Source organism: Paramicrobacterium salitolerans (genome assembly GCF_051513965.1).
GTDB lineage: Bacteria > Actinomycetota > Actinomycetes > Actinomycetales > Microbacteriaceae > Paramicrobacterium.
Genome location: NZ_CP195847.1, coordinates 880,050 through 904,223 on the forward strand (window position 1 = coordinate 880,050; position 24,174 = coordinate 904,223).

The following is a 24,174-nucleotide window of genomic DNA, read 5'->3' on the forward strand; positions in this document are numbered from 1 at the left end:
CTGCGAGTCAGACGAGCTGCACGGCTCCGAACGCCAGCGCAGCCATCAGCGCCCAGGCGAGGAGGCCCGCGATGAGGCCGCGACCGCCCGTGGCGATGAGGCGTCGGATGTCGACCGCTGTTCCGAGGGCGAACAGCGCCATGCTGAGCAGTGCGGTCTGAGCGATGTCAGCGGCCTGCAGAGCAGCGTCGGGGAGCGCGACCATCGAACGCAGGGCCACGGCGAGAGCGAAGCCCGCGATCACGATGAGCGTCGTCGCGAGAGGCGCCGCGTGCGATCGCGGACCGGGGCGCCCCTGACCGCGCTCGCGGGCACGCGCCACGGCGAGCATGGGCGTCAGCATGAGCGTGCGCAGCAGAAGGAGAGCGACCGCGATGGCCACGGCGCTGCCGCCCGCGAACTGCGTTGCTGCGGCCGCTGCGCCCACGGACGGGACGTTCATGCCGACGAACGGCCCGAACCGCGCGTCACTGAGCGCGAGCGGCTGCTGAAGCGCCGGCACTGCGAACATCGCGATCGCGCCGAACAGCGTCACGACGGCCATGGGGTGGGATGCCTCGCGCCGACGAGCTCCGATCATGCCCGACATCGCTCCCGCGGCGAACGAGCCCCCGACGGAGATGCCGGTTGCGAGCAGGAGCGGTTCGTTCCCAGGCATCCGCAGCAGCCTGCCCAGCCCGAAAGCGACTCCGAGACCGACGATCGCGACGATGACGGTCGAGACGAGAACGCTCCAGCCGAGGCTCGCCAGGGTACCGAAGCTCAGCTGCAACCCGAGCACCACGATGCCGATGCGCAGCAGCCACGTCGAGGTGACGGCGAAGCCCGTCGAGAAGACTCCGCGGATGAGGCCCTGCGTGCCGGGAAGCTGCGCGAGCACGACGCCGAGCGCGGCGCAGATCGTCAGGATCGGCGCGTCAGGAACCTGCAGATGGATGCCCCACGCGATGAGCGTGGCCGCACCGGCCGCCGCGATTCCGGGAAGCGCTCGCGCGGCATCCTTCACTGTCGATGCGCCCACGGCGCTCCTCTCTGGCTGGGGTGACCACCTACCAGGTTAAGCCGTCAGACGTGCAGGTGCAGACCGGTCAGATCCACGTGGTCAGCCAGTAGTGCAGCCCCACGAACCACGTGGGCACGGGGATTGCCGCCCACAGGGGGTACCAGAACGCCGAGAGCAGCAGACAGAAGGCTCCGAAGACCCCGACGGTCGCGATGCCGCTCGTTCGTCGCGTGCGTTCATCCTCTCGGCTGCCGAGCACGAGCCCGATGACGAGCGTCAGCGCGAGAATCAGGTACGGCTCGAACGCGATCGTGTAGAACTGGAACACCGTGCGATTCGTGTAGAGCAGCCAGGGCAGGTAGCCGCCCACGAGACCCATGAGAATGAGCCCGCTCGTCCAGTCGCGGCGCATCACGAGGCGCACGACGAGGAAGATCGCGGATGCCGCTCCCGCCCACCAGATGAGCGGGTTGGCGATCGATGTGATGTCGACGGCGCAGTCGCCGGTGCATCCCGTGCCTGCTGGCGCGCCCTCGTACCACATCGCAACCGGCCGGATCATGAGCAGCCACGTCCACGGATTCGACTGATACGGATGCGGCGTCGAGAGGCCGACGTGGAACTGGTAGACGCCCTGGTGGTAGGCGACGAGGCTCTGCAGCGCGTCGGGAACCCACGCGAACGCTCCCGTCCAGGGCTCCGCCGCCGCGAACTGGCGATCGTAGCCGCCCTCGGTGACGAACCAGCCCGTCCAGCTCGCGATGTACGTGAGCACCGCGACGGGAACGAGCAGCAGGAATGTCGCCGGGCCCTGCTTGAGGATCGCCGCGGACGCCCAGAACGGCACTCCCGCGCGGCGTCTGGCAAAGGCATCCACCGCGACGAGATACAGCCCGAAGGCCGCCAGGAAGTACGCCCCCGACCACTTCGTCGCCGCGCACATGCCGAAGGCGACCCCGGCCGCGATGACCCAGGGACGTGCCCAGATCACCGGCCCCCACGTGAGGGGCCGATCGGATGCTTCACGCTCGGCGAGCGTCTGGAGCAGACGTCTCTCGTGCCATCGTCGATCGAGCAGAACGCAGGCGAATCCGCAGAGCGCGAAGAACATGACGGTGTTGTCGAGCAGAGCGACGCGCGACATGACGATCGCGTGCCCGTCGATCGCCATGAGGCCGCCCGCCACGAGGGTGAGCAGCCGCGAGCCGAACAGCCGGTGCGCGATGAACATCACGAGCGCGACGGCGAGGATGCCGACGACGGCGGTGGAGATGCGCCAGCCGACGCTCGAATCGGCGCCCATCACGGCCATTCCGAGGCCGATCAGCCACTTGCCGAGCGGCGGATGCACGACGTAGGAGCCCGTCGAAGAGAAGATGTCCGTCTGCCCGGAGGCGAAGCGCTCATCGGCATCATCGGGCCAGGTCGACTCATACCCGTTGTTCCACAGCGACCAGGCGTCTTTGACGTAGAACGTCTCGTCGAAGACGAGGGCGTGCGGGCTGCCGAGGTTCCACAGCCGCAGGACCGCGGCGAGCACGAGCACTGCGATCGGGCCGCCCCACCGCCACAGCGCCTGACGTGCCGGCGTACGGAGGGTGCGCTCCCACCAGTTGTCGATTCGCGAGCCGCGCTCTGTCGCTTCGTGCCGCGGCGCACCGGGTGCGTCGTCGCGCAGCATGGAGTCGAAGGAGGCAGGGGGCACGGAGTACATGCTAGTCACGCGCGGTCCCGCCACACTGTGCGCTCGATGGCAGACTGAGGGAATGATCATTCTCGCGGCGACGCCGATCGGCAACCTCGGCGACGCATCGGCCCGCCTCGTCGAGACTCTGAGCTCAGCGAAGTTCGTCGCGGCGGAGGACACCCGGTCGACAGTGCGGCTGCTCGCGGGACTCGGAATCGAGAACCGGCCGCAGATCGTTCCGCTGCATGACCACAACGAACGCGAGAAGTCCGCCGACCTCGTCGAGCGAGCGCGCGACACCGACATCGTGGTGATGAGCGACGCCGGCATGCCGACGGTCTCCGACCCCGGCTACCACCTCGTGCAGGCGGCCATCGCTGCGGGCGTCGACGTCACGGTCATTCCCGGTCCGAGCGCCGTCGTGACCGCGCTTGCGCTGTCGGGCATGCCGACGGACCGCTTCACCTTCGAGGGCTTTCTGCCGCGCAAGCCTGCGGAGCGGCGCCGCACCCTGCGCGCACTCGCGGACGAGCGTCGCACCATGGTGTTCTTCGAATCGCCGCAGCGCATCGCGTCTGCGCTCGACGACGTCGTGGCCGAGCTCGGCGCCGAACGTCGTGTCGCCGTCTGCCGCGAGCTGACGAAGCTCTACGAGCAGGTGAAGCGCGGCTCCGCAGAGGAGGTCGCCGCGTGGGCGGCTGAGGGCGTCAAGGGGGAGATCGTCCTCGTGGTGCGCGGAGCGGACGCGGCATCCTTCTCGATCGAAGACGGCCTTGCGCGCGTCACCGAGCGAGTGGCCAGGGGGGAGAGACTCAAGGATGCCGCCGCGGCGGTCGCCGCGGAGACGGCGCTCAGCAAGCGCGACCTGTACCAGGCCGCGCTCAACGCTCGGCAGAGCTGAGCTCCTGCGCGAGAGCATTAAACAGTCGGAAAAATGAACGACTCGCGGCTGAAGAAGGCGTTCTCCACCGCGTGTTGCGCTGATTTTCCGATTCTTTGTCACCGAGAGAACGCGAGCTGCGCACCACTGAACAGCGATCAGCCGCTGGACGTCCTGTCGGCGAGCTCGGGCGGCCATACGACCGCGAAGCGCTCGAGAATCAGATCTTCCGCTTCGTCGTAGTGGGTTCCTCGCGCCTCGCACACGCGCGTGAAGAAACGTCGGTGCTCACGTCGCCACGACTCCAGCGAACGGTCGTCCTCTCCTTCGTCGTGCGCGAAGTCGGCGTCGACCTGCAGGAGAGGCGCAACTCGCAGCTCGATCGTGCGAAGAACGGCGCGCGGAGTTCCTCGGCCATCGCAAGCCACCCAGTGCGCTCCGATCACCGGAAACGGTTCGGCCTCATCGCGGTACTCGGAGGCGAGAGACGACGTCGCGCGCTTGCGGCCGCCGATCACGAGATCGAGAAGCTCATCCGCCAACTCCGCGGAGTCGCCGAACTGATCGACCTCGTAGTCGTCGAACACACGGGTCACCGCTGGGTGCGCCTCTGCGTAGTCGCGCCACATCGCGGCAGCGGCATCCTGATCGGGAGAGGACATCGGAGTCGTCATCTCACAGAGCCTATCTCCGCGGCAGAAGGAACAGGCCGTCATGTGGGCGAGAAGCTCAGCGGCGGCACCTTAGGATGGAAGCCATGTCCTCAGGCAATTCCTTCTACGTCACGACCCCGATCTTCTACGTCAACGACGCGCCTCACATCGGCCACGCCTACACCGAGGTGGCCGCAGATGTTCTCGCGCGCTGGCACCGTCAGGCAGGGGACACGACATGGATGCTGACGGGCACTGACGAGCACGGAGAGAAGATCCTCCGCACCGCCACCGCGAACGGCGTGAGCCCGAAGGAGTGGGCTGACAAACTCGTCGAGAAGAGCTGGCGTCCTCTGCTGGAGACCATCGACGTCGCCAACGATGACTTCATCCGCACGACAGAGCCCCGGCACGAGGAGGCCGTGCAGAAGTTTCTGCAGAAGCTGTACGACGACGGCTTCATCTACGCGGGTGAGTACGAGGGCTACTACTGCGTCGGCTGCGAGGAGTACAAGCAGGAATCCGAGCTCGTCGATGGCACCGGACCGTACGAGGGCCAGAAGGTCTGTGCGATCCACTCGAAGCCCGTCGAGCTGCTGCAGGAGCGCAACTACTTCTTCCGCATGAGCGAGTTCGCCGAGCGGCTGCTTGCGCTGTACGCCGACAACCCCGAGTTCGTGCAGCCGGAGTCGGCGCGCAACGAGGTGACGCAGTTCGTGAAGCAGGGACTCAGCGACCTGTCGATCTCACGGTCGAGTTTCGACTGGGGCGTCAAGGTGCCATGGGACGACACGCACGTCGTCTACGTCTGGTTCGATGCACTGCTCAACTACATCACCGCGATCGGCTACGGCAACGACGACGAGAGCCGCCTCGATGAGCTGTGGCCCGCCGTGCACATCGTCGGCAAAGACATCCTGCGCTTCCATGCCGTGATCTGGCCCGCGATGCTCATGGCTGCGGGGCTCGAGGTGCCGCACCGCGTGTACGGTCACGGTTGGCTGCTCGTGGGCGGCGAGAAGATGTCGAAGTCGAAGCTCACCGGAATTGCGCCGAACGAGATCACCGATACCTTCGGCTCCGACGCGTTCCGCTACTACTTCATGCGCGCGATCGCCTTCGGGCAAGACGGCTCGTTCAGCTGGGAGGACCTCTCCGCGCGCTATCAGGCGGAGCTGGCGAACGGGTTCGGCAATCTCGCCTCGCGCGCGCTCGCGATGGTCACGCGCTACTTCGACGGCACGATTCCCGAGCAGGGCGAGCCGACGGACGACGACCTCGAGATCCAGAAGCTCGTCGCCGATGCCGCACGTGAGGCGGATGCCGCGATCGAGAAGCTCGCGATTCACGACGCACTCGCGCACATCTGGACGATCGTCGACGAGCTCAACGGTTACATCACCGATCAGCAGCCGTGGGTACTCGCGAAGGACGACGAGCAGCGCGAGCGTCTCGCCACCGTGCTCTACACCGTCGTCGAGGGGCTGCGCGCGCTTGCCGTGCTGCTCGCCCCGGTGATTCCGGTGGCGACAGATAAGCTGTGGACGGCACTCGGTGCCGCCGAGAGCCTCGGCGCTCTCGCCGACCAGCCGATTCGGGATGCCGGGCGTTGGGGCCAGCTTCCCGCGGGCACCGTCGTGCATCAGCTCGAAGCGCTGTTCCCGCGCATCGAGACCGCGAACGCCTGACGGAGGAGATATGAGCGACAAGCCCCGAACGTCGAAGAAGCAGCGCGATCGGAGCTACCCTCCCATCCCGGAGGAACTCGTCGTTCCCGTCTACGACAACCACACGCACATCGATCCGGGCATCATGGAGGAGTTCCCGGCGGAGGGCGGTTCGCTGACCCCTCCGGAACAGCTTGATCGCGCCTCTGCGGCCGGCATCCGGGGAATCGTGCAGGTCGGCACGGATCTGCGGTCTTCGCAGTGGTCTGCGAAAGCGGCATCCGTCGAACCTCGCATGCTCGCGGCCGTCGCTCTGCACCCGAACGAAGCTCCGGAGCTCGAGAAGGCGGGCACTCTCGACGACGCGATTCAGGGCATTGCCGAGCTCGCACCGCTGCCGCGCGTGCGCTGCATCGGCGAGACCGGACTCGACTACTACCGAACAGGTGAAGACGGGCGTGCCGCGCAGATCCGCTCGTTCGAGGAGCACATCGCTATCGCGAAGGAGCACGACCTCGCGCTGCAGATCCACGATCGTGATGCCCACGACGACGTCGTCGCGACTCTCAAACGTGTCGGCGCTCCCGAGCGCACGGTCTTCCACTGCTTCTCCGGCGACGCCGAGCTCGCTGAGGTCTGCACCGAGAACGGCTGGTACATGTCGTTCGCCGGAACCGCGACGTTCAAGAACGCCCCCAACCTGCGGCGCGCTCTCGACGCGGTTCCACGGGCGCTGCTGCTGGTCGAGACGGATGCACCGTTTTTGACCCCCATGCCGTACCGAGGCCGCCCGAACGCGTCGTACCTGCTGCCGCACACCGTGCGCTTCATCGCCGACCACCTTGAGACCGACGTCAACATGCTCGCCGCTCAGGTCGCGTCGAACACGGAGTACGTGTACGGGCACTGGGATTCCGACCCGGTCGTCTCACCGCCCGACCCGTACGAACTGGGCTGGCAATGAGTGGGGTGACGCTGCTCGGCCCGGTGGAGATCCGCGAGCTCGCGGGACGCCTCGGTGTGCAGCCGACGAAGAAGCTGGGCCAGAACTTCGTGGTCGACGCGAATACGGTCCGCAAGATCGTCACCGCGGCGAACGTCGCCGCGGGTGATCGCGTCGTCGAGGTGGGGCCGGGTCTCGGCTCGCTGACGCTGGGGCTGCTCGAGGCAGGAGCTCGCGTCGTCGCGGTCGAGATCGACAAGCGTCTCGCGGAAGAGCTGCCGACGACGGTCGCGAGGATGGCGCCGGGCGCAGACCTCACGGTGCTCGCGGAGGATGCCCTTCGTGTGCAGGACCTGCCGGGGGAGCCCACGCGGCTCGTCGCGAACCTGCCGTACAACGTGTCGGTTCCGGTGCTGCTGCACCTCATGGAGACCGTGCCCAGTCTCACGGCGGGCGTCGTCATGGTGCAGGCCGAGGTCGGTTATCGTCTCGCTGCGGACCCCGGCTCGAAGGTCTACGGCAGCCCGAGCGTCAAGGCCGCGTGGTACGGCTCGTGGCGCATCGCCGGAACCGTCAGTCGGCAGGTGTTCTGGCCGGTGCCCAACGTCGACAGCGTGCTGGTTGAGTTTGCCCGTCACGCGGAGCCGTTCGGCACTGAGGAGGAGCGCAGCCGCACCTTCGCTCTCGTGGATGCCGCGTTCGCGCAGCGCCGCAAGATGCTGCGCCAGTCGCTCGGTCCGGTACTCGGCAACGCCCAGGCAGCCTCCGCGGTGCTCGAGCGCGCGGGAGTGGAGCCGACGGCTCGGGGGGAGTCTCTGACGGTGCACGACTTCGCACGCATCGCCAGCGTCTCTGCATAGATCCGCCCGCGGTTGCCTTCTCGGTGAGTGTACTGGGCTGGGCATTCTGCGCCGGGTGTACCGCGCTGGCATCTCAGAGAATCGGTTAATTGAGCGAAACGCCGTGGGGTAAGCGTTCTCCGCACGGCGAGTCCCCAAAATCTCCGACTCTTTGCTCGTCGCACCTCTGGCGGGGTGGCGCCGGCTTCGGCACACTGGTCGCATGGCAAAGCCCACTGCATCGCACAGCGAAACCGTCGGATCCGAGGCACTCGAGCGGGCGACCGGCCGTTCGCGGGAGGATTGGAACAGGCTGCTGGATGCTGCAGGGGCGGCGTCCTGGCCGCATCCGCGCATCGCATCGTGGCTCGTCGAAGAGCACCGCGTCGACGGATGGTGGGCGCAGGGGATCACGGTCGGCTACGAGCAGCACATCGGTCGTCGCCAGCCGGGGCAGCGCGCGGACGGCACGTTCGAGGCGGCGGTCAGCCGCACGCTGCACGCCACCCGCGACGAAGCGCTCGCGCGTCTGGTCGACGCGGTGACGGCAGCGACCGGCAGCGAACCGGCATCCGTCAACACGTCGGCGAAGAACGCCAGCGCGCGCTGGAAGCTCGACGACGGCCGAACCGTCATCGCCGGGGTCTACCCCTCGGGCGAGAAGTCGAAGGTGTCGCTCACGATGCCGAAGCTCTCCTCGGCCGAGGAGCTTGCGGAGGCGAAGGCGCTCATGAAGGGCTGGTTGCCGCCGGCATCCTGACATCTCGCGTCGCGAAATATGTCGGTCACGCGACCTCGACTAGGTTGGAAGCATGAGTGATCCGCGCACGACACCGCATGTTCACGTGCGCGCGCCCGGCAAGATCAACGTCTACATGAACGTCGGGGAGCCCACAGCGGATGGTTACCACGACGTGGCCACGGCCTACCAGGCGGTCTCGCTGTACGAGGACGTCCGTGCGTTTCCCGCTAACGAATTCAGCGTCGCGTTCGGCGGGCCGGTCGACACTCGAGGCTTGCCGACAGACCGCACCAATCTCGCGATCAAAGCCGCGCGAATGCTGGCGAAGAAGACCGGCTACACGGGCGGAGTCCACCTGCAGATCGACAAGCATGTGCCTATCGCCGGCGGCATGGGCGGGGGCTCAGCGGATGCCGCGGGTGCGCTGCTCGCCTGCGACACGCTCTGGGAGACCGAGTTGCCGCGTGAGGAGCTCCTCAAGGTGGCGGGCAGGCTCGGCGCGGACGTTCCATTCTCGCTCGTCGGCGGCACGGCCATCGGAACGGGCCGGGGTGATCAGCTCAGTCCTGCGCTCGCGAAAGGCACCTTCCACTGGGTGCTCGCGTTCGCCGACTTCGGCATGTCGACCCCGCAGGTGTACCGCGAGCTCGACGAGCATCGTGCGCGCCACGCGGCGGACATCGCTCCCGTGCAGGCATCGCCGACTGTCGATGCGGGTGTGCTGCAGGCGATTCGCGCGGGCGATGCCCACATGCTCGCAGATGTACTGCACAACGATCTTCAGGTGGCGGCGCTGCACATTCGCCCCGAGCTGACCCGCACCCTCGAGCTCGGCGAGCAGCAGGGCGCGCTCGCCGGGATCGTCTCGGGCTCCGGGCCCACCGTCGCGCTGCTCTCGTCCTCCGCCGAAGCAGCGATCGACCTGCAGATCGGCCTCACAACGTCCGGAATCACAGCGCACCACGTCACAGGTCCCGTCGTGGGGGCGCGCGTCGTCGAGAACTGATGCGCGTCTAGCGAGGCGAGACTCGGCGCGACGGCCTAGCCGATACGGCGGCGAGAAAGCATGCGTCGGCACCCTCTACGCTTGAGGGGATATGGCACATCTGCTTGGCGGGGAGAACCTGCATCTTGAGTATCCGACGCGCGTGGTCTTCGACGGTGTCACGGTCGGGCTGAACGAGGGGGATCGCGTCGGCATCGTCGGCCGCAACGGCGACGGAAAATCGACGCTGCTCGGTCTGCTCTCCGGACGCATCGAACCTGATGACGGCCGCGTCACCGTTCGTCGGGGCACGACCATCGGGGTCCTCGATCAGCGCGATACCCTCGACGACGATGCCACGGTCGCCGGGTCGATCGTCGGGGAGATGGCCGAGCATGAGTGGGCGGGGGATGCCCGCATCCGCGACATCATCGATGGACTCGTGCGCGATATGCCCTGGCAGGCCACGATCGGTTCGCTCTCCGGCGGGCAGAGGCGACGTGTCGCGCTCGCCGCGCTGCTCACGGGCGAGTGGGACGTCCTGTTTCTCGACGAGCCCACCAACCATCTGGATGTGGAGGGCATCGCCTGGCTCGCCGAGCACCTGAAGCGTCGATGGGGTGTCGCAAGCGGCGGGCTCGTGGTCGTGACGCACGACCGGTGGTTCCTCGACGAGGTCTGCACGACGACGTGGGAGGTCCACGACCGGGTCGTCGAGCCCTTCGAAGGCGGGTACGCGGCGTACATTCTGCAGCGCGTGGAGCGTGACCGGATGGCCGCCGTGGCCGAGGAGAAACGGCAGAATCTCATGCGCAAAGAGCTCGCCTGGCTGCGTCGCGGAGCTCCTGCCCGTACCTCCAAACCGAAGTTCCGCATCGACGCCGCGAACGAACTCATCGCCAACGAACCGCCGCCGCGCAACACGGTCGAGCTCACGCAGCTCGCCACCGCACGCCTCGGCAAGGACGTCGTCGACCTTCTCGACGCGACCGTGACCTACGGCGATCGCACGATCGTGCGTGACGTCGAATGGCGGATCGCGCCGGGCGAACGCACGGGCATCCTCGGCATCAACGGTGCTGGCAAGTCCACGATCCTCGGCCTGATCACCGGAGCGATCACTCCGAGCGCCGGCCGAGTCAAACACGGCAAGACCGTGCGCATCGCGAGTCTGACTCAGCAGCTCACCGGTCTCGACGCGATCGGCCACGAGCGCGTTCGCACCGTCATCGGCCGCCTCAAGACGAGCTATGTCGCGGGAGGCAAAGAGCTCACACCGGGGCAGCTGCTCGAACGCCTCGGATTCTCGAGCGCGCAGCTGTCGACGCCCATCAAGGATCTCTCAGGCGGCCAGAAGCGGCGCCTGCAGCTGCTGCTCATTCTGCTCGACGAGCCGAACGTGCTCATCCTCGACGAGCCGACGAATGACATGGACACCGATATGCTCACCGCGATCGAGGATCTCCTCGACTCCTGGCCGGGCACGCTCATCGTCGTCTCGCACGACCGGTACCTCATCGAGCGCGTCACCGATCAGCAGTACGCCGTGATGAACGGGCATCTGCGGCACCTGCCGGGCGGCGTCGACGAGTTCCTCCGCCTGCGGCGAGAACAAGAGCGAACGGATGCCGAGGCGGCAGCACCACCGGCCCGCGCGTCGAGTGCCGGTGCGCCGACGCCTGCGGCATCCTCACACTCTCGCCTGGGAGGGGCGGAACGTCGCACCGCGGAGAAGGAGCTCGCGAGCGTCGACCGCAAGATCGCGAAGTTGCAGAAGCAGGTCGCCGACGTTCACCAGGAGCTCGCGGATCACGATCAGAGCGACTACGAGGGGCTCGGCGAGCTGACGGCCCGGCTGCAGAGCCTGGAGGGGGAGGTCAGCGATCTCGAGACGCGCTGGCTCGAGCTCTCAGAGCTCCTCGAGGCGTGAGAACGCTGAGCGCACCCGTCTCCGCGAATCGGCGGTGTACCGAGCGGACGAGGCGACGGAGTGCTCCGTCACAGTCGCTTGCTGTCGACCGTTCCGACGGCCGAGCCTATCGCCGCGAGCGCTGATCGAGCGCGCTGCCATGTCTCAGTACCCGAGGTGACGGCATCCCTCAGATAAGCGGTCGTCATATGCTGTACGACGGCGACTCTCTCGGGATTCTCGTCGGTCGTCTCGGCAGCGTCGTAGTTCGGGATGCCGCCGAGCGAATGCTCTCCTCCGTGCAACGTGAGCAGATCGGTGGCGCCGGGACTCTGCACGAACGCGTCGGTGAACCAATCGGGCCCGCGCGCTGACAGCTGAGACTGATCGTGATCTCCAGCCACAACGAGCGTCGGAGTGGTGAGCTCTGCGAATGACGGGTTCATGAAGGGAAAGTGCTCGCGAGCGAACGGGTGCAGGTCTGATCCTCCGGTTCCTGTCGCGGCGAGCAGGGCGCCGGCGGTCACGCGAGGGTCGGCATAGCTTCTCCCGCTGGTTCCGTCGCTGTCGAGAACTCGCGCTCCAAGTAGCAGCTGGACCGTCTGCGCACCCCATGAATGACCTGCTGCGACGATCCGGCTCCTGTCGAGGCGGCCCGCGAGGCCGGGCACCGCGCGTTCGATTGTGTCGAGCTGATCGAGCGACCGTGTGAGGTCTCGGTGTCGCTCGCGCCAGATGTCAGCGAAGAGCGGGTCATCGAGCCCGATGCTGAATCGCCGCGAGTCCAGGTGCGTCGGCTGAACGACGACAAAACCATGCGAGGCCCAGAATGATGCGAGAGGTCCGTAGCCATCAAAGGACCATCCGTTTCCGTGGGAGAAGAGGAGTATCGGCAGGTCGCTCCCGGAGACAGGCGCAGAGACCCGGACGGACAGCGGATGCCTGCGCCCAGGGGAATCGAGAGTGACCGGAGCAACCGATATGACCGAGGAGCCCTCGCCGATGATCTCAGTGAGACCGTTGACGAGGGCTGTGTTTGCAGAGTGGGAAGGGGAAGGCATCAGTGTTTCCTTTCGTGAAAGCGCTCGGCGCTGTGACACAATGAAGCGGAGCGCTGTTCCGATTAATATACGGAACGTCGTTCCGTTTAGCAATCGTGAGGAGGAGTCTGTCAATGAACCCCCAGACTTCGCCGCGCCCACAACGCGCGGATGCTCGGAGGAATCAGCAGGCGTTGCTCGACGCCGCAGGTCAGGTCTTCGTCGCGCACGGTGTCGACGCGCCCGTGCGAATGATCGCAGAGCGAGCCGGTGTCGGTGTGGGCACCATCTACCGGCACTTTCCGAGTCGGGGAGAGCTCATCATCGCTGTCTACCGTCATCAGGTCGACTCGCTCGCTCAGGCCGGGCCCGACCTGCTCGCATCCTCACGTCGACCGGAGGATGCCCTTCGGTCGTGGGTGGACGAGTTCGTCGACTTTCTCGTTACCAAGCATGGACTTGCGGATGCGCTGCGAAACGACAGTGCCGCGTGGCAGACGCTGCATTCCTACTTCGTCGAGCGGCTGGTGCCAGTCTGCGACAGTCTGCTCGCCGCCGTGTCGAGCAAGGGAGCAGCCGCTGTCTCTGGCTACTCGCTGATGCGGGGGATCGGAAACCTCAGTATCGGAAGCGAGGATGCACAGTACGATGTGCGCACCGTGACGCGGCTGCTCATCTCGGGCGTTCTCGCGTAGCTGGCGCTATCGGGGCATAGCCCCGGTCGGCTGAAGGATCGGAACGATCATCGCAGACGCGGCTTCGCTACCGTAGAGCGCGAACTCCGTCCCCGCGACGGCTCGCGTCGGTGAGCACGCGCGTTGCCGGATTGCGCTCCGCGAGGCGCCCGGCGGTTTTCACGATCGCACGCTGCATCGCCTCCGCGGCTCGCGGCGGTGTGACATCGGCTCGGTGCGCCAGGCTTACCGTTCGCTCGAGCCGCGGCTCGGCCAGTCGCGTGGAGCTCAGCGTCGGGCGATCGTGCAGAACCATCGCCGGAGCAAGGGCGACCCCGAGTCCGCGTTCGACGAATCGCAGCGCTGTGTGCATCTCGACGCCTTCGATCACGGGGGCAGGCGAGAGGCCGGCGCTTCGAAACGCTGCATCCGTGGCGACGCGCAGGTCGTAGCTCTCCGGAAAGACGATGAGCGGCTGCCGGCTCAGCTCATCTAGAGTGATCTCCTGCTCCGCGGTGGGTGCGGGCTGGTCGGATGCCCAGATCACGACGAGCTCCTCGGCGAGAAGAGGGGCTCGGGTGAGACTGACGCCGGGAGTCGCCGGGCCCTCCGACGTCGTGATGAGAGCGACGTCCAGAGCGCCCACCGCGAGCTGCTCCTGCAGAAGTCGTGATCCGCCCTCGGTGAGCTGGACGTCGATGCCGGGGTGCTGCGTGCGAAATGCGGTGAGGACCTCGGCGATGAGGCTCACACAGAGGGTGGGTGTGGCGCCGATGCGCACACGGCCGCGTCGAAGATCGAGCAGTTCGGCAACGTCGTCCTTCACTGCATCGGCCTCGGCGAGCATCCTCTGTGCCCGTGGCATCAGCGCTTCGCCCGCCGCTGTGAGAGTGATGTGCCCCCGCGCCCGGTGGAACAGCTCGACGTTCAGTTCGCGCTCGAGCGTCGCGATCTGTCTGCTGAGGGAGGGCTGTGCAAGGTGCAGTCGCTCCGCCGCCCGCGTGAAGTGGCCGGTGTGCGCGATCTCGATGAAGCTGCGCAGCTGCTCAAGGTTCATTTCTATAGCGTACCGCTATTGAAACAAGTAAAACTATGCATTGGACGTATCAGAAAGCGACTCCTAGCGTGGATCTCATGACCGGAGAAAATCGCGAACGTCAGGTATCCACCAGCATCCTCGTCATCGGAACAGGGGGCTCTGGCCTTCGGGCTGCCATCGAAGTCGCCGAGGCAGGGGTCGACGTTCTCGCTGTGGGCAAGCGTCCCCGGAACGATGCCCACACGTCGCTCGCCGCGGGCGGCATCAACGCCGCTCTCGGCACGATGGACGCCGAAGACAGCTGGCAGCAGCACGCGGCCGACACCATCACCGAGAGTTATATGCTCGCGAACCCGCACACGGTCGAGATCGTGACTCGTGGTGCCGAGCGCGGCATCGCCGACCTCGAGCGGTGGGGGATGAACTTCGCCCGCGAAGACAACGGGCGCATCTCGCAGCGCTTCTTCGGCGCGCACACCTTCCGACGCACGGCGTTCGCGGGCGACTACACAGGGCTCGAGATCCAGCGCACCCTTGTGCGTCGCGCCGAGCAGCTGAACGTGCCGATTCTCGACAACGTCTACATCACGCGCATCCTGGTGCGCGAAGGCGTCGTCTTCGGTGCCTACGGCTTCGATCAGAACGACGGCACCCGCTACCTCATCCACGCGGACGCGGTCATTCTGGCCGCCGGTGGGCACACGCGAATCTGGCGCCGCACGTCATCGCGACGCGACGAGAACACCGGTGACGCGTTCCGTCTCGCTGTCGAGGCCGGAGCGCGGCTGCGGGACCCCGAGCTCGTTCAATTCCACCCCTCCGGAATCATCGAACCGGAGAACGCCGCCGGCACGCTCGTCTCCGAGGCGGCACGCGGGGAGGGCGGCATCCTGCGCAATGCGCTCGGCGAGCGGTTCATGGCATCGTACGACGCGGAGCGCATGGAACTCTCCACCCGCGACCGGGTCGCGCTCGCCGCCTACACCGAGATCAAGGAGGGCCGCGGCACGGAGAAGGGTGGCGTTTGGCTTGATGTGTCGCACCTGCCCCGCGAGACGATCATGTCGCGACTGCCGCGGGTCTACCAGACGATGCTTGAGCTGCAGATGCTCGACATCACGACGGATCCGATCGAGATCGCCCCGACGGCTCACTACTCGATGGGCGGCGTATGGGTGCGCTCCGACGATCACAGCACAGACGTCGACGGTCTCTACGCGATCGGCGAAGCCTCGAGTGGACTGCACGGAGCGAACCGACTCGGCGGAAACTCGCTCATCGAGCTGCTCGTCTATGGACGCATCGTCGGCCGAGCCGCGATGCAGCACGCCGCGGGTCTCGAAGCTCAGCGCCGGTCCGCAGAGGCGGTCGCGCAGGCTCGGCGCGAGATCGACGATCTCCTCGCCGACGACGGACGCGAGAACGTGCGCGCGCTCCAGCGGGCCATCCGCAATACGATGACAGAGCACGCGGGAGTCGTGCGTTCCGAAGAGGGGCTGCGCGCGGGACTCTCCGAGCTCGACGACATCGAAGATCGGATGCTCGACATCGGCATCCACCCGGACATCGCGGGGTTCCAGGACCTCGCCCACGCGTTCGACCTCAAGTCGGCGGCTCTGGCCGCACGTGCCACTCTCGAAGCCGCGCGCGAACGGCGAGAGACACGAGGATGCCACAACCGAAGCGACTTTCCCGAGACCGATCCGGAGCTGCAGGTGAACCTTGTCTGGTCTCCCGAGACCGGTGTTACGCGCGAGGCGATTCCACCCGTGCCGGAGGACGTCGCAGCGCTCATGCGCGAGGTGTCGAGCGAGGGCAAACTTGTCGAGTAGCGAACAAGAATCCGTCGTCGCGTGCGCGTTCGTCGCGCGCGACGACTTTCTTGCACAACTCATGTGCTGAACTCTGGCAGAATCTCTGAAGACGTCGTGCGGCGTCGACGAGGCATTCAAAGGAGAACAGCATGAAGAACTCCCGGCTGATGGCGGGCATCGCTGTCGCGGCGGTTGGCGCCCTCGCACTCGCGGGGTGCAGTGGAGATGAGTCTGGTGGCGATGGGGGCACAGAGAAGCTGACGATCGGCATCAGCCAGCTCGTGCAGCACCCGGCACTGGACGCAGCGACCGCCGGTTTCAAGAAGGCATTCACCGACGCCGGGTACGTCGAGGGCGACACGGTGGAGTTCACCGAGAAGAACGCGAACGGTGAGCAGTCCACCGCGGTCACGATCGCTCAGAACTTCGCCACGCAGGACCTCGATCTCGTGCTCGCAGTCGCGACTCCGGCAGCGCAGGCCGCAGCCCAGGCGATCACCGAGATTCCGGTCGTGTTCACCGCCGTGACCGACGCCGAGTCGGCAGACCTCGTCGCCTCGAACGAAGAGCCGGGCGGAAACATCACGGGCACGAGCGACGCCGCTCCGATCGAAGACCAGCTGGACATGCTGAAGGAGATCGTTCCTGACGCCGAGAAGATCGGCATCGTCTACAGTTCGGGCGAGGTCAATTCCGAAGTTCAGGTCAAGGCCGCGACCGCGGCGGCGGAAGAGCGCGACATGTCGGTGACGACGCAGACTGTCACGACCGCGAACGACATCGCCCAGGCAGCTGAGGCTCTCGGCGACGTCGACGCGATCTACGTGCCCACGGACAACACCGTCGTCTCGGGCATCGCCTCGCTCATCCAGGTAGCCGAGAAGAAGCAGATCCCCGTGATCGGCGCGGAGTCGGGCACGGTGGAGGGCGGCGCGATCGCGACGCTCGGCATCGACTACGACAAGCTCGGCTACCAGACCGGTGAGATGGCACTCAAGATCCTGACCGAGGATGCCGACCCAGCGACGATGCCGGTCGAGATGTCGAAGGAGTTCACCTACGTGGTCAACCCGGGCGCGGCAGAGCGCATGGGCGTGACGATTCCGGAGGAGATCCTCGACAAGGCTGAGACCGTCGAATAGGACGCAACGTCATTAAGGACGCACCACAATGATCGGCGCACTCGAAATCGGCCTCATCTACGGCGTGATGGCACTCGGCGTGTATCTTACGTTCCGCGTGCTCAACTTTCCCGACCTCACGGTCGACGGAAGCTTCACGACCGGTGCGGCTGTCGCGGCGGCCATCATCACCAACGGCGGCAACCCCGTCCTCGCCACCCTCGCCGGTGGCGGGGCGGGGCTGATCGCCGGCATCATCACGGGACTGCTGCACACCAAGGGCAAGATCGACGGACTCCTCGCGGGAATCCTCACGATGATCGCGCTGTGGTCCGTGAACCTGCGGATCATGGGAACAGCCAAAGAGGATGCCGCGGTGGCGGCGAATCTGCCGCTGCTGCGCACCGACAGCGTCTTCACCCCGCTCAAGGATGCCTCGCTGCTGCGCACCTGGGCAGGGGTGGCGATCCTCTTCGTCGCCGTCATGGTGTTCAAGCTGATCGTCGACTGGTTCCTCGCCACGAACCTCGGGCTCTCGATTCAGGCCACCGGCGACAACGGGCCGATGATCCGCAGCTTCGGCGTCTCGACGGACGCCACGACAATTCTCACTCTCGCGCTCTCGAACGGGCTGGTCGCGCTCTGCGGCGCCCTCGTCGCGCAGTATCAGGGCTTCGCGGACATCAGCATGGGAATCGGTCTGATCCTCGTGGGGCTGGCCTCCGTCATCCTCGGTCAAGCGGTGCTGGGGCAGAGGTTCATCTGGGTCTCCACATTCGCTGTCGTGTTCGGCGCCGTGGTCTACCGCCTCATTATCTTCTACGCGATGCGCGTGGGACTCGACCCGAACGATATGAAGCTCGTCACCGCAGTTCTCGTCGTCCTGGCGCTCCTGCTTCCGCGCTGGGGCTTCCTCAAGCGCGTCCCGTCGCTGCGCGGGCGCGGAGGTCGCGTGACTCCTCGAGAGACGGCACCGGCCGCGACGACACCCGAGCCCGCTGCGGCGGCTCCGAGCAAGGGAGAGTGACGCAATGCTCGACATCGACGCGATCTCCAAGACCTTCTTCCCGGGAAGTGTCAACGAGCGCAAAGCGCTCATCGATCTCAGCCTGAGGCTCGAGGAGGGCGACTTCGTCACGGTCATCGGCTCAAACGGCGCCGGAAAGTCAACGCTTCTCAACGCCATCTCCGGCCGGTATCGAGTGGATGCCGGAACGATCTCGATCGACGGCAAGAAGGTGAACCGGCTGAAGGAACACCGGCGAGCCCGCTACCTCGGCCGGGTCTTCCAAGATCCCATGGCGGGCACGGCGCCGAACCTCACCATCGAGCAGAACCTGGCGCTCGCCGCGCGCCGCGGCAGGTTCCGCGGTCTGGGGCTCGCTCTCGGCGCGAAGCAGCGGGAGAGGTTCCGCGAGGAGCTGTCCACCCTCGAGCTGGGACTCGAGAATCGGCTCTCGGCGAAGGTCGGGCTGCTCTCCGGCGGTCAGCGGCAGGCGCTGTCGCTCCTCATGGCGGGCTTCACCCACCCCAGCATCCTTCTGCTGGACGAGCACACGGCCGCCCTCGACCCGCAGCGCGCCGCTCTCGTGGCGACGCTCACGGAACGCATCGTCTCGCAGGGCAAGCTCACGACCCTCATGGTCACCCACAACATGGAGCAGGCGCTGAAGCTCGGCAACCGACTGATCATGATGCACGAGGGGCGCATCGTCTTCGAGGCATCCGAGACAGAGAAAGCTTCACTCACGGTGCCGCGGCTTCTCGAGGAGTTCACGAAGATCAAGGGAGCAGCGCTCGATGACCGTGCGCTGCTCACCTGACGCTGGGGGAGTGCCCCAACGGAAACGGGCCCGCGAGCAGATGCTCGCGGGCCCGTTCTTCTGAATGCGCTCAGTTGAGCGGACGGATGTTCTCCGCCTGCAGGCCCTTCGGGCCCTGTGCAATCTCAAACTCAACCTGCTGGTTCTCGTTGAGCGTGCGGTAACCGCTGGTCGCGATGGCCGAGTAGTGGGCAAAGACGTCTGCCGAGCCGTCAGCAGGCGTGATGAATCCAAAGCCCTTTTCAGCGTTGAACCATTTGACGGTGCCGGTTGCCATTGGTGGTACTCCTTGAGTTTGCGGGCCCCGACTGTCGGGACGCGCTGGTGCCGCGATTCTGTCCGCTCCCTCAAGTGCACGACCGTCACCCTTCGACGTCCGTGCGCAAAAAATCACTGCGTACACAACTACTGCGTGATTCAACCTAATGCAGTCCATCGCGAATTACGAGGGTCGTGACAAAACCGACACCAGATCGTCAGCTTCACGACGTTCGCAGGCACTTCGTTTCGCTCTGTTACGGTCCGACTTCACCAGGCGACAGGGGCGTGCTTACCGTATGGGAGCAACCCGTAGAGTAAGGACCTCCTGTGTCGAAGAAAAAGCTTCTCGCAGCGCTCGCTGCCCTTCCCCTCATCGCCACGCTCGCCGCGTGCTCAGGGTCCTCAGCCGAGGCATCCGCTGAGAAGGGCTCCGCCGACAACCCCGTCAAGATCGGCGTGGTCGGCGCGAGCGACCCGTACTGGCAGACCTACGTCGACGCCGCCGCTGATGAAGGCATCAGCGTCGAGATCGTCGACTTCGGTGAGTACACGCAGCCCAACCCGGCGCTGTCCGAGGGCGACATCGACATGAACCAGTTCCAGCACGTCATCTACCTCGCGCAGTACAACGAGGCATCCGGTGACGATCTCACGCCGATCGGCGCGACCGCCATCTACCCGCTCGGCCTCTACTCCACCCAGTACGACTCCGTCGAGGACATCCCCGACGGCGCCGAGGTGGCCGTTCCCAACGACGAGTCCAACCAGGCGCGCGGTCTCCTCGTTCTGCAGTCGGCCGGACTGATCACGCTGAAAGACGGCGGAAGCGTCTTCTCGACCGTGAGCGACGTCGTCGAGTCGAAGTCTCGCGTCACGGTGACCGCTCTCGAGGCGAGCCTCACTCCGACCTCGCTGCCCGATCTGGCCGCGGCGATCATCAACAACGACTTCATCGAGGACGCTGGTCTCAAGGCATCCGACGCCATCGCCCAGGACGACCCGGCTGACCCCAACGCCGTTCCCTACATCAACATCTTCGTCACCCGCGCGGCCGACAAAGACAACAAGGTCTATAACAAGCTCGTCGACATCTACCACAGCAGCCAGGATGTCCTCGATGGTGTGCAGGAGACCGCGGGCGGAACCGCTGAGTTCGTCGAGACTCCTGCGGACGAGCTGCAGGCGTCTCTCGACGAGGTCGTGTCAGACATCAAGGCGCAGGGCTAGCTCCCCTCCACCAACGCAATGAGGCGATCCGGCGGGCGTACGACGCACCGCCGGATCGCTGTGACCGCAGAAAGGCGTCTCTGTGTCGATCGTCAGCCTCAAGGACGTGACGAAGTCCTACCCGTCGGCCACGGCCAAGGGCGAGCTCATTCACGCCATCGACAATGTGAGCCTCGACATCGAGAAGGGCGAGGTCTTCGGGATCATCGGCTACTCGGGTGCGGGTAAGTCCACGCTCGTGCGTCTCATCAACGCACTCGAACCGGTGTCGAGCGGTCAGGTGATCGTCGACGGAACAGATATCACACGGCTCAGCGAAGGGGAGCTGCGCAAGCTCCGCCTCGAGATCGGCATGATCTTCCAGCAGTTCAACCTGTTCAGTTCGAAGACCGTCGCGAAGAACGTGGCATACCCCCTCGCGATCGCCGGTGTTCCGAAGAGCGAGCGCAAGAAACGCGTTGCTGAGCTGCTCGACTTCGTAGGCCTCGGGGACAAGGGCCGAAACTATCCTGACCAACTCTCCGGCGGTCAGAAGCAACGTGTGGGCATCGCCCGGGCTCTCGCGACGAATCCACGCATCCTGCTCGCCGACGAGGCGACGAGTGCGCTCGACCCCGAGACGACGCACGAGGTGCTCGGACTTCTCGACCGGGTCAACCGCGAGCTCGGCATCACGATCGTCGTGATCACCCACGAGATGGATGTCATCCAGTCGATCGCGAGTCGGGTGGCGGTCATGGAGAAGGGCCGCATCATCGAGCAGGGTGATGTGTTCGATGTGTTCTCCGACCCCCAGCACTCCGCATCGCGTCGATTCGTCTCGACCGTCGTGAAGGGCATTCCGGATGCCGTGGAGGTCGCGACGCTCCGCGAGAGGCATGCCGGTCGCATCGTGACGCTCTCATTCCGAGACGGCAACCGCTCGCAGAGCGAGGTTTTCGTCGAACTGTCACGCGCGGGAGTCGGCTTCGAGCTCGTGTACGGCGGCATCAATGACATCCGCGGTCGCGCATTCGGGCACCTGACTCTCGCTCTCACGGGTGAGGATGCCGCCATCGACGACGCTCTCAAACGCATCGAAACCACCGTCGAAGTTGTGGAGGCCGCCTGATGGATCAGCTCATCGACCTGCTGCCCAAGCTCTTCGAAGAGACGGGCATCACCCTCTACCTCGTCGCGCTCAGCATGGTGTTCGGCGGCATCGGCGGTCTCATCCTCGGTCTGGCGCTGTACGTCACGCGACAGGGTGGCATCTTCGCCAACAGGGCCGTCTTCACGGTGCTCAACGTCATCGTGAACTTCTTCCGACCGATTCCGTTCATCATCTTCATCCCCGCGATCCAGCCGCTCGTGCGCTTGGTGATCGGCAAGGGAATCGGAAACGACGCGATGATCATGGCGATCTCGATCGCCGCAGTCTTCGGCGTGAGCCGCATCGTGGAGCAGAACCTCGTGAGCGTGTCGCCCGGTGTCATCGAGGCGTCCCGCGCATCGGGTGCGAGTCGGCTGCGGACCATCTGGTCGGTTGTGCTGCCCGAGGCGCTGGGCCCGCTCATCCTGGGCTACACGTTCGTGTTCGTGGCGATCGTCGAGATGTCGGCGCTTGCCGGCTATCTCGGCGGAAACGGTCTCGGCAGCTTCGCCATCCAGTGGGGATTCCGCCAGTTCGAGCCGATCGTGACCTGGTCGGCCGTGGTCATGATCGTGATCATCGTGCAGATTGTGCAGTTCCTCGGCAACACTCTCGCCCGCAAGGTGCTTCGGCGCTAGACCTCGTCGAAGTCGAGCATCAGCCGGCGGAGGAGACCCGCGAGCGTTCGCTGGTCGTCGATCGAGAGTCCGGCGAGAAGCTCGGCTTCGGCGTCCACGAGCCGTGTGATCGCGGCATCCACCTGGGCCTGCCCCGTCGGCGTCATGACTACGAGGATGCCGCGCCCGTCGTTCGGGTCGGTGCGACGCTCGACCAGGCCGCGCGACACGAGACGGTCGATGCGGTTGGTCATGGTGCCGCTGGAGACGAGGGTCTGCGTCAGCAGCTGCTTCGGGCTCAGCGTGAACGGCTCACCGGCGCGTCGCAGGGCAGAAAGTACGTCGAATTCCCATGATTCGAGCTTTGAGCGCGTGAAGGCAGAACGGCGCGCTCGCTCGAGGTGGCGTGACAGCCGCCCGATGCGCGAGAGCACCTGAAGTGGCGTGAACGACAGGTCTGGACGCTCGCGCTGCCACGCGGTGACGATGCGATCAACTTCGTCGTGAGTTTCTGCCATTTCTCCATTATCGCGTGGGGGAGTGGAGGCGATTGCCGGATTTCTTCTGGCAAACTGGAACCTGCGCGCTTTCTGGTGTGCGGTCCGCCTTGGTGTAATGGCAGCACGACAGCCTTTGGAGCTGTGAAGTCTAGGTTCGAATCCTGGAGGCGGAGCATGAGCGATAAGAGATTGGCCATCGTCGTCCTCGCGGCCGGACAAGGCACGCGAATGAAGTCCTCTCTTCCCAAGCTTCTCCACCCGATCGCCGGTGTGCCGATGCTCGGGCACGTGCTCGCGACCGCTCGTGCGCTGGAGGCGGCGCACGTTGTCACAGTGGTGCGTCATGAGCGTGACCGCATCGTCGAGGTCGTGAACGATGAACTGCCGGAGAGCATCATCGTCGACCAGGACGACACGCCCGGCACCGGCCGTGCAGTCGAGCAGGCCGTCGGGGTGCTGCCGCAGGAGTTCGACGGCGACGTGCTCGTCATCAATGGCGACGTTCCGCTTCTCGACTCGAAGACTCTCGGCAAGCTCATCGACCGGCACCGTGCAGGCAGCGCGTCTGCAACGGTGCTGTCGGCCATTCTCGACGACGCGACCGGCTACGGACGCATCATCCGCGAGAAGGAGGGGGCTCTCGACCGCATCGTCGAGCAGAAGGATGCCTCGGCCGCTGAGCTCGGGGTCAATGAGATCAACGCGGGCGTCTACGTCTTCGCCGTCGCGCCTCTGCGTCGCGAGCTTCCGCGTCTCACCACCGACAATGTTCAGGCCGAGAAGTACATCACGGACGTCATCGGACTGCTGCGAGAGCGTGGGGCGAAGGTCTCTGCGGCTCCCGTCTCGGAGCCGTGGGTCGTCGAGGGCGTCAACGATCGCGCGCAGTTGAGCGCGGCCGCATCACGACTGAACAGCCTCATCGTGCGTGGCTGGCAGCTTGAGGGCGTGACCATCCACGACCCCGCGACGACGTGGATCGATGTGAAGGCCGTTCTCGCGCGCGACGTCACGATCAAGCCGGGCACGCAGATCCTCGGTGCAACGGTCATCGAGGAGGGCGCCGAGATCGGACCCGACACGACGCTCGTCGACTGCGAGGTCGGTGAGGATGCCGTCGTGAAGCGTACCGACGCGACCCTCGCGGTCATCGGCCGTGGCGCCTCCGTCGGCCCGTTCTCCTACCTCCGCCCCGGCACCGTTCTCGACGAGAGCGGAAAGATCGGCACATTCGTCGAGACGAAGAACGCTCGCATCGGAGCATCCAGCAAGGTTCCGCACCTCTCCTATGTGGGCGACGCAACGGTCGGGGAGGGCGCGAACATCGGCGCCGGCACGATCTTCGCGAATTACGACGGGGTCAACAAGCACGCCACCACCATCGGCTCCTTTGTGCGCACGGGTTCGCACAATGTGTTCGTCGCACCGATCACGATCGGCGACGGTGCTTACACTGGTGCGGGTACTGTGGTGCGCAAAGACGTTCCCGCCGGTGCGCTCGCGGTCAACGTGGCGCCTCAGCGGAACATGGACGGCTGGGTAGAAGCCAACCGCCCGGGTACGGCGGCAGCAGACGCAGCGGCGGCCGCCAACGGCAACGAAGAACAGTAGCTGCAAC

Annotated in this window: 23 protein-coding genes and 1 tRNA gene; 17 read left to right on the forward strand and 7 right to left on the reverse strand. The window is 65.8% G+C overall.

From position 1 onward, the window contains the following. Positions 1–7: 7 nt before the first annotated feature. Complete coding sequence (locus ACSAGD_RS04115; RefSeq protein WP_437584462.1) at positions 8–1,021, reverse strand: YeiH family protein; 1,014 nt, start codon at positions 1,019–1,021, stop codon at positions 8–10. Between the two features lie 67 nt (positions 1,022–1,088). Beyond that, positions 1,089–2,717 (reverse strand): dolichyl-phosphate-mannose--protein mannosyltransferase, encoded by a 1,629-nt coding sequence (locus ACSAGD_RS04120; RefSeq protein ID WP_437585101.1) that lies wholly within the window; start codon positions 2,715–2,717, stop codon positions 1,089–1,091. 52 nt (positions 2,718–2,769) lie between these two features. On the opposite strand from ACSAGD_RS04120, the gene rsmI reads away from it, so the two are divergent. Next, positions 2,770–3,591 carry a 16S rRNA (cytidine(1402)-2'-O)-methyltransferase gene (gene rsmI, locus ACSAGD_RS04125; protein ID WP_437584463.1) on the forward strand — a complete coding sequence of 274 codons (822 nt, stop codon included), beginning with the start codon at positions 2,770–2,772 and terminating at the stop codon, positions 3,589–3,591. Between the two features lie 137 nt (positions 3,592–3,728). Here the strand turns inward: rsmI and ACSAGD_RS04130 are convergent, their stop codons facing one another. After that, positions 3,729–4,244 carry an ASCH domain-containing protein gene (locus ACSAGD_RS04130; RefSeq protein WP_437584464.1) on the reverse strand — a complete coding sequence of 172 codons (516 nt, stop codon included), beginning with the start codon at positions 4,242–4,244 and terminating at the stop codon, positions 3,729–3,731. Between the two features lie 83 nt (positions 4,245–4,327). On the opposite strand from ACSAGD_RS04130, the gene metG reads away from it, so the two are divergent. The 6 genes from metG (at position 4,328) to ACSAGD_RS04160 (ending at position 11,329) form a co-directional block, all read left to right on the forward strand. Continuing rightward, positions 4,328–5,911 (forward strand): methionine--tRNA ligase, encoded by a 1,584-nt coding sequence (metG, locus tag ACSAGD_RS04135; RefSeq protein WP_437584465.1) that lies wholly within the window; start codon positions 4,328–4,330, stop codon positions 5,909–5,911. Positions 5,912–5,921: 10 nt separating this feature from the next. Then, positions 5,922–6,854 carry a TatD family hydrolase gene (locus ACSAGD_RS04140; RefSeq protein WP_437584466.1) on the forward strand — a complete coding sequence of 311 codons (933 nt, stop codon included), beginning with the start codon at positions 5,922–5,924 and terminating at the stop codon, positions 6,852–6,854. Next, positions 6,851–7,693 carry a 16S rRNA (adenine(1518)-N(6)/adenine(1519)-N(6))-dimethyltransferase RsmA gene (gene rsmA / locus ACSAGD_RS04145; RefSeq protein ID WP_437584467.1) on the forward strand — a complete coding sequence of 281 codons (843 nt, stop codon included), beginning with the start codon at positions 6,851–6,853 and terminating at the stop codon, positions 7,691–7,693. Before ACSAGD_RS04140 ends, rsmA begins: the two co-directional genes overlap by 4 nt. 202 nt (positions 7,694–7,895) lie before the next feature. Then, the gene (locus tag ACSAGD_RS04150; protein WP_437584468.1) at positions 7,896–8,432 is read left to right on the forward strand and encodes a hypothetical protein; all 537 of its coding nucleotides are present in this window, start codon (positions 7,896–7,898) and stop codon (positions 8,430–8,432) included. A gap of 52 nt (positions 8,433–8,484) precedes the next feature. Next, a complete protein-coding gene (locus tag ACSAGD_RS04155) occupies positions 8,485–9,420 on the forward strand; it encodes a 4-(cytidine 5'-diphospho)-2-C-methyl-D-erythritol kinase (protein WP_437584469.1) in 936 nt (311 codons plus the stop codon). A gap of 91 nt (positions 9,421–9,511) precedes the next feature. After that, a complete protein-coding gene (locus ACSAGD_RS04160) occupies positions 9,512–11,329 on the forward strand; it encodes an ABC-F family ATP-binding cassette domain-containing protein (protein WP_437584470.1) in 1,818 nt (605 codons plus the stop codon). Between the two features lie 68 nt (positions 11,330–11,397). Here the strand turns inward: ACSAGD_RS04160 and ACSAGD_RS04165 are convergent, their stop codons facing one another. Then, positions 11,398–12,369 (reverse strand): alpha/beta hydrolase family protein, encoded by a 972-nt coding sequence (locus ACSAGD_RS04165; RefSeq protein ID WP_437584471.1) that lies wholly within the window; start codon positions 12,367–12,369, stop codon positions 11,398–11,400. Between the two features lie 113 nt (positions 12,370–12,482). On the opposite strand from ACSAGD_RS04165, the gene ACSAGD_RS04170 reads away from it, so the two are divergent. Next, complete coding sequence (locus tag ACSAGD_RS04170; protein WP_437584472.1) at positions 12,483–13,043, forward strand: TetR/AcrR family transcriptional regulator; 561 nt, start codon at positions 12,483–12,485, stop codon at positions 13,041–13,043. Between the two features lie 67 nt (positions 13,044–13,110). Here the strand turns inward: ACSAGD_RS04170 and ACSAGD_RS04175 are convergent, their stop codons facing one another. Next, on the reverse strand, positions 13,111–14,079 hold the full coding sequence (locus ACSAGD_RS04175; RefSeq protein ID WP_437584473.1) for a LysR family transcriptional regulator: 969 nt from the start codon (positions 14,077–14,079) through the stop codon (positions 13,111–13,113). Between the two features lie 77 nt (positions 14,080–14,156). Here ACSAGD_RS04175 and ACSAGD_RS04180 point away from each other — a divergent pair, with 77 nt between their 5' ends. The 4 genes from ACSAGD_RS04180 to ACSAGD_RS04195 all read left to right on the forward strand — a co-directional run bounded on the left by ACSAGD_RS04180 (position 14,157) and on the right by ACSAGD_RS04195 (position 18,819). Next, a complete protein-coding gene (locus tag ACSAGD_RS04180) occupies positions 14,157–15,893 on the forward strand; it encodes an L-aspartate oxidase (RefSeq protein ID WP_437584474.1) in 1,737 nt (578 codons plus the stop codon). A gap of 131 nt (positions 15,894–16,024) precedes the next feature. Next, on the forward strand, positions 16,025–17,017 hold the full coding sequence (locus ACSAGD_RS04185) for an ABC transporter substrate-binding protein (protein WP_437584475.1): 993 nt from the start codon (positions 16,025–16,027) through the stop codon (positions 17,015–17,017). Between the two features lie 28 nt (positions 17,018–17,045). Then, a complete protein-coding gene (locus ACSAGD_RS04190) occupies positions 17,046–18,023 on the forward strand; it encodes an ABC transporter permease (protein WP_437584476.1) in 978 nt (325 codons plus the stop codon). Positions 18,024–18,027: 4 nt separating this feature from the next. Further along, positions 18,028–18,819: an ABC transporter ATP-binding protein gene (locus ACSAGD_RS04195; protein ID WP_437584477.1), complete on the forward strand. Its 792-nt coding sequence runs from the start codon at positions 18,028–18,030 to the stop codon at positions 18,817–18,819. A 70-nt stretch (positions 18,820–18,889) separates the two neighbouring features. Here the strand turns inward: ACSAGD_RS04195 and ACSAGD_RS04200 are convergent, their stop codons facing one another. Continuing rightward, positions 18,890–19,096: a cold-shock protein gene (locus ACSAGD_RS04200; RefSeq protein WP_437584478.1), complete on the reverse strand. Its 207-nt coding sequence runs from the start codon at positions 19,094–19,096 to the stop codon at positions 18,890–18,892. Between the two features lie 311 nt (positions 19,097–19,407). On the opposite strand from ACSAGD_RS04200, the gene ACSAGD_RS04205 reads away from it, so the two are divergent. The 3 genes from ACSAGD_RS04205 (at position 19,408) to ACSAGD_RS04215 (ending at position 22,077) form a co-directional block, all read left to right on the forward strand. Further along, positions 19,408–20,307 (forward strand): MetQ/NlpA family ABC transporter substrate-binding protein, encoded by a 900-nt coding sequence (locus ACSAGD_RS04205; RefSeq protein ID WP_437584479.1) that lies wholly within the window; start codon positions 19,408–19,410, stop codon positions 20,305–20,307. Between the two features lie 82 nt (positions 20,308–20,389). After that, positions 20,390–21,418, forward strand: coding sequence for a methionine ABC transporter ATP-binding protein (locus ACSAGD_RS04210; RefSeq protein WP_437584480.1), 1,029 nt, complete (start codon positions 20,390–20,392; stop codon positions 21,416–21,418). Beyond that, entirely contained in the window at positions 21,418–22,077 is a 660-nt protein-coding gene (locus tag ACSAGD_RS04215) for a methionine ABC transporter permease (RefSeq protein ID WP_437584481.1), read from the forward strand. Before ACSAGD_RS04210 ends, ACSAGD_RS04215 begins: the two co-directional genes overlap by 1 nt. Here the strand turns inward: ACSAGD_RS04215 and ACSAGD_RS04220 are convergent. Further along, positions 22,074–22,574 carry a MarR family winged helix-turn-helix transcriptional regulator gene (locus ACSAGD_RS04220; protein ID WP_437584482.1) on the reverse strand — a complete coding sequence of 167 codons (501 nt, stop codon included), beginning with the start codon at positions 22,572–22,574 and terminating at the stop codon, positions 22,074–22,076. The genes ACSAGD_RS04215 and ACSAGD_RS04220 overlap by 4 nt on opposite strands. 83 nt (positions 22,575–22,657) lie before the next feature. Here ACSAGD_RS04220 and ACSAGD_RS04225 point away from each other — a divergent pair. Continuing rightward, a tRNA-Gln gene (locus tag ACSAGD_RS04225) sits at positions 22,658–22,729 on the forward strand. 1 nt (position 22,730) lies between these two features. Continuing rightward, the gene (gene glmU, locus ACSAGD_RS04230; RefSeq protein ID WP_437584483.1) at positions 22,731–24,167 is read left to right on the forward strand and encodes a bifunctional UDP-N-acetylglucosamine diphosphorylase/glucosamine-1-phosphate N-acetyltransferase GlmU; all 1,437 of its coding nucleotides are present in this window, start codon (positions 22,731–22,733) and stop codon (positions 24,165–24,167) included. Positions 24,168–24,174: the final 7 nt, after the last annotated feature.

What these genes read in the sequence shown, in the direction of transcription:
- ACSAGD_RS04150 (WP_437584468.1), top strand. Translation starts at nt 7,896, where the DNA reads ATGGCAAAGCCCACTGCATCGCACAGCGAAACCGTCGGATCCGAGGCA.
- ACSAGD_RS04185 (WP_437584475.1), top strand. Translation starts at nt 16,025, where the DNA reads ATGAAGAACTCCCGGCTGATGGCGGGCATCGCTGTCGCGGCGGTTGGC.
- ACSAGD_RS04195 (WP_437584477.1), top strand. Translation starts at nt 18,028, where the DNA reads ATGCTCGACATCGACGCGATCTCCAAGACCTTCTTCCCGGGAAGTGTC.
- ACSAGD_RS04175 (WP_437584473.1), bottom strand. Translation starts at nt 14,079, where the DNA reads ATGAACCTTGAGCAGCTGCGCAGCTTCATCGAGATCGCGCACACCGGC.
- metG (WP_437584465.1), top strand. Translation starts at nt 4,328, where the DNA reads ATGTCCTCAGGCAATTCCTTCTACGTCACGACCCCGATCTTCTACGTC.
- ACSAGD_RS04155 (WP_437584469.1), top strand. Translation starts at nt 8,485, where the DNA reads ATGAGTGATCCGCGCACGACACCGCATGTTCACGTGCGCGCGCCCGGC.
- ACSAGD_RS04200 (WP_437584478.1), bottom strand. Translation starts at nt 19,096, where the DNA reads ATGGCAACCGGCACCGTCAAATGGTTCAACGCTGAAAAGGGCTTTGGA.
- rsmA (WP_437584467.1), top strand. Translation starts at nt 6,851, where the DNA reads ATGAGTGGGGTGACGCTGCTCGGCCCGGTGGAGATCCGCGAGCTCGCG.
- ACSAGD_RS04170 (WP_437584472.1), top strand. Translation starts at nt 12,483, where the DNA reads ATGAACCCCCAGACTTCGCCGCGCCCACAACGCGCGGATGCTCGGAGG.
- ACSAGD_RS04180 (WP_437584474.1), top strand. Translation starts at nt 14,157, where the DNA reads ATGACCGGAGAAAATCGCGAACGTCAGGTATCCACCAGCATCCTCGTC.
- ACSAGD_RS04220 (WP_437584482.1), bottom strand. Translation starts at nt 22,574, where the DNA reads ATGGCAGAAACTCACGACGAAGTTGATCGCATCGTCACCGCGTGGCAG.
- ACSAGD_RS04190 (WP_437584476.1), top strand. Translation starts at nt 17,046, where the DNA reads ATGATCGGCGCACTCGAAATCGGCCTCATCTACGGCGTGATGGCACTC.
- rsmI (WP_437584463.1), top strand. Translation starts at nt 2,770, where the DNA reads ATGATCATTCTCGCGGCGACGCCGATCGGCAACCTCGGCGACGCATCG.
- ACSAGD_RS04215 (WP_437584481.1), top strand. Translation starts at nt 21,418, where the DNA reads ATGGATCAGCTCATCGACCTGCTGCCCAAGCTCTTCGAAGAGACGGGC.
- ACSAGD_RS04120 (WP_437585101.1), bottom strand. Translation starts at nt 2,717, where the DNA reads ATGTACTCCGTGCCCCCTGCCTCCTTCGACTCCATGCTGCGCGACGAC.
- ACSAGD_RS04160 (WP_437584470.1), top strand. Translation starts at nt 9,512, where the DNA reads ATGGCACATCTGCTTGGCGGGGAGAACCTGCATCTTGAGTATCCGACG.
- ACSAGD_RS04140 (WP_437584466.1), top strand. Translation starts at nt 5,922, where the DNA reads ATGAGCGACAAGCCCCGAACGTCGAAGAAGCAGCGCGATCGGAGCTAC.
- glmU (WP_437584483.1), top strand. Translation starts at nt 22,731, where the DNA reads ATGAGCGATAAGAGATTGGCCATCGTCGTCCTCGCGGCCGGACAAGGC.
- ACSAGD_RS04165 (WP_437584471.1), bottom strand. Translation starts at nt 12,369, where the DNA reads ATGCCTTCCCCTTCCCACTCTGCAAACACAGCCCTCGTCAACGGTCTC.
- ACSAGD_RS04130 (WP_437584464.1), bottom strand. Translation starts at nt 4,244, where the DNA reads ATGACGACTCCGATGTCCTCTCCCGATCAGGATGCCGCTGCCGCGATG.